The organism is Nocardioides sp. (assembly GCF_036401255.1).
Taxonomy (GTDB): Bacteria; Actinomycetota; Actinomycetes; order Propionibacteriales; family Nocardioidaceae; genus Nocardioides.
In genome coordinates this window covers 1-7,245 of record NZ_DASWVI010000168.1, presented here as the reverse complement: position 1 = coordinate 7,245, position 7,245 = coordinate 1, and the positions used below count along the sequence as shown (strand labels likewise).

Below are 7,245 nucleotides of genomic sequence, written 5' to 3'. Positions count from 1 at the left end.
GCCGACTCGGCTCAGCGGCGGCCGAGCCCCCGGGCGGTCCAGCCGGCGGCCCGCCAGGCCGGCAGGTCGAGCACGTAGCGGCCGTCGACGACCTGGCGGCGGCGTACGACGGATCCCAGCTCGGCCGGGTCGATCGCGCGGAACTCCGGCCACTCGGTGAGGTGCAGCAGCAGGTCGGCGTCGCGGGCCGCGGCCCAGGCGGTCTCGGCGTAGTCCAGCGTCGGGAACGTCGCCCGCGCGGTCTCGTTGGCCTGCGGGTCGAACACCGAGACCAGGGCGCCGCGCAGGTGGAGCTGGCCGGCGATCGAGAGCGCGGGGGAGTCGCGGACGTCGTCGCTGTGCGGCTTGAACGCCGCGCCCCACACCCCGATCCGCGCCCGCGCGACGTTGCCGCCGAGCGTCGCGGTCGCGATCTGCACGACCCGGGTGCGCTGGCGCAGGTTGATGTCGTCGACCTGGCGCAGGAACGACATGGTGTCCTCGACGCCGAGCTCGCCGGCGCGGTGCAGGAACGCCCGGATGTCCTTGGGCAGGCAGCCGCCGCCGAACCCCACGCCGGCGTTGAGGAACCGGCGGCCGATCCGGGCGTCGTGGCCGATCGCGTCCGCGAGGTCGACGACGTCGCCGCCCGCCGCCTCGCACACCTCGGCGACCGCGTTGATGAACGAGATCTTCGTGGCGAGGAACGCGTTGGCGGAGACCTTGACCAGCTCGGCGGTCGCGAAGTCGGTGACCACCACGGGCGTCCCGGTCGCGATCACGGGCGCGTAGAACTCCCGCAGCAGCCGCTCCTCGCGCTCGGCCGACACCCCGAACACCAGACGATCGGGCTCGAGGGTGTCCCGCACGGCGTACCCCTCGCGCAGGAACTCGGGGTTCCACGCCAGCCGCGCGTCGGCCGCGGGCGTCAGCTCGGCGAGCCGGGCCGCGAGCCGCTCGGCGGTGCCGACCGGGACGGTGGACTTGCCGACCACCAGCGCTCCGTCGAGGAGGTACGGCGCCAGCGACTCGACCGCCGCGTCGACGTGCCGCACGTCGGCGCCGAGCGAGTCGCCGCGCTGGGGGGTGCCGACGCACACGAAGTGGATCGAGCCGAACGCGCCGGCCTCCTCGAAGGAGTCGGTGAACCGCAGCCGGCCGCTGGCGGCGTGCTTCGAGAGCAGGTCCTCGAGCTCCGGCTCGTAGAACGGGACCTTGCCCGAGGCCAACGAGTGCCGCTTGACGTCGTCGATCTCGACGCCGAGCACCTCGTAGCCGAGCTCGGCCATGCAGGCGGCGTGGGTGGCGCCGAGGTAGCCGCACCCGATGACGGTGACCCTCACTCCTCCAGTGAAGAGGCCTCCGATGTCAGCGCGGTGGCCACGCGATGAACGATGCGCCTCAGTCTCTCCGGGCTGGTGGCGAGGTTGAGCCGGACGTGTCCGTCCAGCCCGGGCTGGTAGTCGGCGCCCGGCGCCAGCCGCACCCCGTGGGCGAGCGCGACCGCGGCCGGGTCGGCGGCGTAAGCCCGCAGGTCGAGCCAGGCGAGGTACGTCGCCTCCAGCGGCCGCATCCGCGCGCGGGGCAGGTGCTCGGCGAGCAGGTCGGCGAGCAGGTCGCGCTGCGCGGCCAGCCGCCCGAGGAGCGCGGCGTGCCAGTCGTCGCAGTCGCGCCACGCGGCGACCCCGGCGACGATGCCGAGGCTGGACCAGTCGTGCTGGGCGGGGATCGGCAGCCGCGCGAACGCCTCGCGGTCGGCCGGGTCGAGCAGCACCAGCTGCGCGCCGTGCACGGCCGGGATGTTGAACGACTTCGACGCGCTGGTGACCACGATCGCGCGCTCGTCGACGGTGAGGTACGGCGTGAACGTCGCGCCCGGCAGCACCAGCGGGGCGTGGATCTCGTCGGCGACCACCCGCGCGTCGTACCGCCCCGCGAGCTCGGCCAGCGCGGTCAGCTCGTCGCGGGTCCAGACCCGGCCGAGCGGGTTGTGCGGGCTGCAGAGCAGGAACGTGCGCGCCCCGGCGGCGAACGCCGCCTCGATCGCGTCGAGGTCGAGGGTGGCCTCGTCGGCATCCGGGTCGAGGGTGACCGGCACCAGCTCGCGCCCGGTCACCGCGACCGCGTCGCGGAACGGTGGGTAGCACGGCAGCGGCACGACCACCGGCCCGGGCGGGCACAGCGCCTCCAGCGCCAGTCGTACGCCGGTCATCACGCCGCTGGTCGGCAGCACCGCCTCCGGCGGGACCGTCCAGCCCCAGTGCCGCTCCGCGAAGCCCGCGAACGCCTCGCCCAGGCCGCCGCTGCCGAACGGGGCGTAGCCCAGCGAGCCGCGGCGCACGGCGGCGACCAACGCCTCCTCGATCGGCTCGGCCGGGTGGTAGTCCATCTCCGCGACCCACGCCGGGAGCACGCCCTCCTCGACCGCGCCCCACTTGAGGGGGAGCGCCGCGCGGGCCTGCTCGTCGGTGAGGTCGCGGATCCCGTTGCTGGTCACGCCGCCATTCAACCCGCTACAGCGCAGCGGCCACCCGGGTGCCCTGCTCGATGGCGCGCTTGGCGTCGAGCTCCGCGGCGACGTCCGCGCCGCCGACCAGGTGCACGCCGTCGGGGCGGGTCGCCACCAGCTCGTCGTAGAGCCCACGCACGGACTCCTGCCCCGCGCACAGCACGACGTGGTCGACCTCGAGCACCCGCTCCTCGCCGTCGACGCTCACGTGCAGCCCCGCGTCGTCGACGCGGCCGTACGTCGCGCCGCTGACCTGCACGACCCCCGACTGCTTCAGCACCGCGCGGTGCGCCCAGCCGGAGGTCTTGCCCAGGCCGATGCCGATCGGGGTGGTCTTGCGCTGCAGCAGCGTCACCTCGCGCACCGGGGTGCGCGGCTTGCGCTCGGTGAGCCCGCCCGGGTGCAGCGTCGGGTCGCCGACGCCCCAGTGGGCCATCCAGTCCTCCTCGGTGTCGGCGGGGTCGTGGGTGAGGAAGTGGCTGACGTCGACGCCGATGCCGCCGGCTCCGATCACCGCGACCCGGCGGCCGGGCACGACCGCGCCGCTGAGCACGTCGGAATACGACACGACCGTGGGGTGGTCGACGCCGTCGAGCTCGGGCACCCGCGGCGTGACGCCGGTGGCGACCACGACCTCGTCGTACGCCGCCAGGTCGGCCACCGACGGCGTCGTCGACAGCCGGACGTCGGCGCCGAGCACCTCGAGGCGGCGGGCGTAGTAGCGCAGCGTCTCGGCGAACTCCTCCTTGCCGGGCACCTGCATGGCCAGGCGGAACTGCCCGCCGATCTCGGCCGACCGCTCGAAGAGCGTGACGTCGAGGCCGCGCTCGGCCGCCGAGACCGCCGCCGCGAGCCCCGCCGGGCCGGCGCCCACGACGGCGACCGTCCTCGTGGTGCGGGTGGGGGAGAGCACCAGCGTGGTCTCCCGGCAGGCGCGCGGGTTGACCAGGCAGGACGCCTTCTGGTTGGCGAACACGTGGTCCAGGCAGGCCTGGTTGCAGGCGATGCAGGTGTTGATCTCGTCGGCGCGGCCGGCCGCGGCCTTGGCGACGAAGTCCGGGTCGGCCAGCAGTGGCCGGGCCATCGACACGAGGTCGGCCTCACCGTGGGCGAGGAGCTCCTCGGCCAGCTCGGGGGTGTTGATCCGGTTGGACGCGCAGACCGGCACGGACACCTCGGCCTTGAGCCGGGCCGTGGCTGAGCGCCAGGCGCCGCGCGGGACCTGGGTGATGATCGTCGGCACCCGCGCCTCGTGCCAGCCGATGCCGGTGTTGAGCACGGTGACGCCGGCCTCCTCCAGGCCGTGGGCCAACTCGGCGACCTCGTCCCAGGTCTGGCCGCCCTCGACCAGGTCGAGCAGCGAGATGCGGTAGACGATCGGGAAGTCGTCGCCGACCAGCTCGCGGGAGCGGCGTACGACCTCCAGGGGGAAGCGCATCCGCTTGGCGGCGGTGCCACCCCAGGCGTCCGTGCGGTCGTTGGTGCGCGCGGCGAGGAACTGGTTGATGAGGTAGCCCTCCGACCCCATGATCTCGACCGCGTCGTAGCCCGCCTTGCGGGCGAGCGCGACGGAGTTCGCGAAGTCCGTGGCGGTCCGGTCGACGGCCTTCGCGGAGAGCGCGCGCGGGCGGAACGGCGTGATCGGCGACTTCCGGTTGGACGCCGAGACGCTGAACGGGTGGTAGCCGTAGCGCCCGGCGTGCAGCACCTGCAGCGCGATCGCGCCGCCCTCGTCGTGCACGGCGCCGGTGAGGTCGCGGTGCCGCATCGCCTGCAGCCGCGTGGTCATCTCCGCGGCGAACGGCTTGAGCCAGCCGCGACGGTTGGGGGCGTAGCCGCCGGTGACGATCAGGCCGACGCCGCCGCGGGCGCGCTCGGCGAGGTACGCCGCCAGCGCGGGCAGGTCGCGGACGCGGTCCTCGAGCCCGGTGTGCATCGAGCCCATCACCACGCGGTTGCGCAGGGTCACGGAGCCCAGCGTGATCGGGGCGAGCAGGTGGGGGTAGCCGGTGTGCGTGGTCACGCGTGTGCCTCCAGGTATTCGGTGAGCCACGCGATCCACATCTCCTCGGCGAGGATGCCGCCGCGCAGCACGAGGTACTGGTCGAGCTCGATGCCGGTGAGCTCGCCGGGTCGGGGATAGTCGCGGGCCATCAGGCCGCGGTAGTGCTCCAGGCGGAGGTGGTGGTCGGCGAGGTTGCCGCGCACCACCTCGAGGACAGCCGCCCGGTCGCCGAAGGAGGCGCCGCGCAGCTTGACCGCGAGCTCGCTGCGCAGCGGCTCGACCTCGGTGGGCGCGGCCAGCCACGCGCGGAGCACCTCGGCCCCGGCCGGCGTCACGTCGTACACCTTCTTGTCGGGGCGACCCGTCTGCTCGACGGTCGTCACCCGGACCCAGCCGTCGGCGTCCATCCGCGCCAGCACCCGGTAGATCTGCTGGTGGGTGGCGTGCCAGAAGAACCCGATCGAGCGGTCGAAGCGCCTGGCGAGGTCGAGCCCGGAGGCGGGCTGCTCGCGGAGCGCGACGAGGAGGGCGTGCTCGAGGGCCATGGGCCAGATCCTGGCCTACCTATGCAACGAGTTGCAAGAGGTGGCTGCGTCACACTGCTGTCGCATGAGGTGGGTGGCAGCCCTCGCGGCGGCCGCGCTGCTCGGTGCCTGTACGTCGGACCCGGCGGCGCGACCGGACCCGCCGCTGCCCTCCGCCTCCAACCCGCCGCCGGCGGAGACGACCGCCCCGGCCGAGCCGACGACCCGGCCCCTGGTGCTCGCGGTCAACGCCCGCCGCCCGCCGATCCGGGTGCCGGAGGCCGTCGCCCGCTGGGTGATCGACGGACGCGTCGACGACTGGGAAGGGCTCGGCCAGCCTCCCGGTCCGCTGCGTCTGGTCGACCGGACGGACCGGCTCGACCACCTGCCGATGGACACGATCGCGATCGTGGTCGCCGATGCGATGCGGCCGGGGGTCCGCGCGATCGAGGTCGGCGGCGTCGACCCGCTGCGCGATCCCGACGCCTACCCGATCCAGGTGACCGGACCCGCGCACCCGCCGGTGACCACGCTTGCGGTCGTGGGCGACGTGATGCTCGGGCGGCGGGTGACCGGACGTCCCGTGCTGCAGCCGATGGCCGGGCGCCTGGCCGCCGCCGACCTCACGGTCGGCAACCTCGAGAGCACGATGGCGCGGCTCGGCCCGCCCACCCAGGGCGACGACTCGTTCTACGCCCCGCCGGCCGTCCGCGCCGACCTGCGCGAGGCCGGGTTCGACGTGCTCGGGCTGGCCAACAACCACCTGGGTGACTTCGGCGAGGAGTCCCTGGTGCGGACGGTCGACCTGCTGCGCGCGGGCGGGTTCGCCACGTTCGGCGCCGGACGTGACCTGGCGGCGGCGCGCGAGCCGGTCATCGTCGAGCGGCACGGGATCAGCTTCGCGTTCACCGGCTTCAACGCGATCGGCGAGACCCCCGCGGCCGCCGACCACCGACCCGGCGCGTTCGCGGTCGGCATGCCGCCGCGGACCGGACCGTTGGACGAGACGGAGCTGGGCCGCGTGCTCCACGACGTACGCCGGATGTCCCGGCGCTTCGATGTCGTCACCGTGATGCCGCACTGGGGCGAGCAGTACGTCCACCGGCCGCGGCCCGTGCAGGACGAGGTCGCGCGGCGGCTGGTCGAGGCCGGTGCCGACCTGGTCGTGGGCGGGCACCCGCACGTGGTGCAGGGAGCGTCGATGGTGGGCGACTCCCTCGTGGTGCAGTCGCTGGGCAACTTCGTCTTCGACATGGACTTCCGGGCCGACACCATGGAGGGCTTGCTCCTGGAGGCGACGTTCTGGGGCGACCGGCTGGTGGCGGCCGACTTCGTGCCCTACCGGCTCGATGCGGGCTTCGCTCCGCAGGTCGTGCCGTACGCGGAGGCGGCGAGCATCCTCAACCCGTTCTGGGAGTTCAGCGACCTGGCGGCCGCCCGGTGATCCACGTGGTGAGCAGCCGTCCCACCCGGGCCAGCTGCGCCCGGTCGACGACGCCGGGGCGGTCGTCCGCGGAATGGTAGGCGGCGTACGACGTGCCGCCGAGCCGTGCGGCCGGCAGCCCCGCGTCGGCGAACGACTCGTGGTCGCTGCCGGAGTTGATCCCCACGACGGTGGGGACGCCGGCCTGATCGCCGGCGCGCTCGAGCTGGTCGCGTACGTCGGTCGGGCCGCCGTCGATCGCGTACAGCGGGACCGTTGGGCCCACGCCGACGCGGTCGAGGGAGACCATCGCCACCAGGTTGCGCCGCTCCTCGCGCGTCATCTGCTCGACGTAGTGCTTCGAGCCGAAGTGGTGCAGGTCGCCGGGTCCGCGCGGCTCCTCACCACCGAAGAGCACCAGCACGACCGGGAGGCCGCCGCCGTCGAGCGTCCGCGCGAGCTCCATCACCACAGCCACGCCGGAGGCGTTGTCCTCCGCGCCCGGCGCGACCGCGACCGTGTCGAGGTGGGCACCGACGATCGCGTACGGCAGGGCGGGATCGAAGGACGGCGGTGTGGCGACGACGTTGGCGGACCGGCCGGCCTCGACCGGCACGCCCCACGAGTCACCCGCCGGGACGTGGAACCACTGCTGCGTCACGGCGTACCCGCTCGTCGCCAGGTCTGGCCGGAGCAGCCCGATGGCGTCGCGGAACGCGGGGCCGGTGGCCAGGCGGGGCCCGATGCCCGTCGCGAGCGCGCGCACGGTCGCGAGCGCCCGGTCGGCGTCGAAGTGCGGCGTCGG

6 protein-coding genes are annotated in these 7,245 nt (G+C 74.3%); 1 reads left to right on the top strand and 5 read right to left on the bottom strand.

What is annotated here, in order from left to right; translation table 11 throughout:
- Positions 1-11: 11 nt before the first annotated feature.
- From VGD85_RS08040 to VGD85_RS08025, 4 genes are read right to left on the bottom strand one after another with little or no spacing between them, the layout of a single operon-like run.
- A complete protein-coding gene (locus VGD85_RS08040) occupies positions 12-1,322 on the bottom strand; it encodes a UDP-glucose/GDP-mannose dehydrogenase family protein (RefSeq protein WP_331062934.1) in 1,311 nt (436 codons plus the stop codon).
- The gene (locus VGD85_RS08035) at positions 1,319-2,476 is read right to left on the bottom strand and encodes a MalY/PatB family protein (protein ID WP_331062933.1); all 1,158 of its coding nucleotides are present in this window, start codon (positions 2,474-2,476) and stop codon (positions 1,319-1,321) included. Before VGD85_RS08035 ends, VGD85_RS08040 begins: the two co-directional genes overlap by 4 nt.
- A 16-nt stretch (positions 2,477-2,492) precedes the next feature.
- A complete protein-coding gene (locus tag VGD85_RS08030; protein ID WP_331062932.1) occupies positions 2,493-4,511 on the bottom strand; it encodes an NADPH-dependent 2,4-dienoyl-CoA reductase in 2,019 nt (672 codons plus the stop codon).
- Positions 4,508-5,038: a PadR family transcriptional regulator gene (locus VGD85_RS08025; protein WP_331062931.1), complete on the bottom strand. Its 531-nt coding sequence runs from the start codon at positions 5,036-5,038 to the stop codon at positions 4,508-4,510. Before VGD85_RS08025 ends, VGD85_RS08030 begins: the two co-directional genes overlap by 4 nt.
- 64 nt (positions 5,039-5,102) lie before the next feature.
- Between VGD85_RS08025 and VGD85_RS08020 the strand changes: the two genes are divergently transcribed.
- Positions 5,103-6,461, top strand: a complete 1,359-nt coding sequence (locus tag VGD85_RS08020) for a CapA family protein (RefSeq protein WP_331062930.1) — start codon at positions 5,103-5,105, stop codon at positions 6,459-6,461.
- Here the strand turns inward: VGD85_RS08020 and VGD85_RS08015 are convergent.
- Positions 6,436-7,245: M28 family metallopeptidase (locus tag VGD85_RS08015; RefSeq protein ID WP_331062929.1), on the bottom strand; the 810-nt coding region annotated here is incomplete at its 5' end. The two genes, VGD85_RS08020 and VGD85_RS08015, sit on opposite strands and share 26 nt — an antisense overlap.